The organism is Mesorhizobium sp. M0152 (assembly GCF_040322415.1).
Classification (GTDB): domain Bacteria; phylum Pseudomonadota; class Alphaproteobacteria; order Rhizobiales; family Rhizobiaceae; genus Mesorhizobium.
Genome location: NZ_JAMYTH010000136.1, coordinates 1 through 581 on the forward strand (window position 1 = coordinate 1; position 581 = coordinate 581).

Sequence of the window (581 nt, forward strand, 5' to 3'; positions counted from 1 at the left end):
AACTACGCTCGTAAGGACGACCTTATGAGCGCAGCCTCGCTACCGTGCCATGCTCGCGCAAGGCGGCCCTCGCCGGAGGCGTACGAATGGAGTGGCTGCGGAAGCGCTTGACCAGGGCCTCCGTGAAGCCGGCGCACGCGACGTCGGCAAGAACCAAGCCGTCGACCTCGTTCACGGTAACGTTGTCGCGTCCGCTGATTTGGGCAATGCGATTGAAGTCCCTGGCCAGCCGTTTCGCCTCCGCCGCCTTCTCGAGTACGGTTTCCTTCAACTGGCGGTGAATTTCGGCCAACGTGATATCGGAGACATGTAGGACGATGCGCCCTCGCTCGATCTCTTGAGCGAGCAGTGTGAAGGGCGTGTTGGAAATGTTGAAGCCGGCCCGGCGATAAACCTCGGTGTCGAGGAAGACGTGCCGCGTCCGTAGCGGCTCTGTCGGCTTGCGCACGGGTTTGGTCATGTGTTCTCCCCGGTCGGCTTCTGTGGTTGACCTGCGGGGCACTGTAAAGTTATCAGCGGATTGATGCAGCGATAGCTGGCCGGGACGGCTGTCACGCTGCGGCGAGACACGCGATTTTGTT

General features: G+C 61.3%; 1 protein-coding gene. It reads right to left on the bottom strand.

All coding sequences use genetic code 11. From position 1 onward, the window contains the following. Positions 1-22: 22 nt before the first annotated feature. The coding region (locus tag NKJ26_RS33500) for a PIN domain-containing protein (protein WP_352700136.1) at positions 23-581 on the bottom strand (559 nt) is incomplete at its 5' end.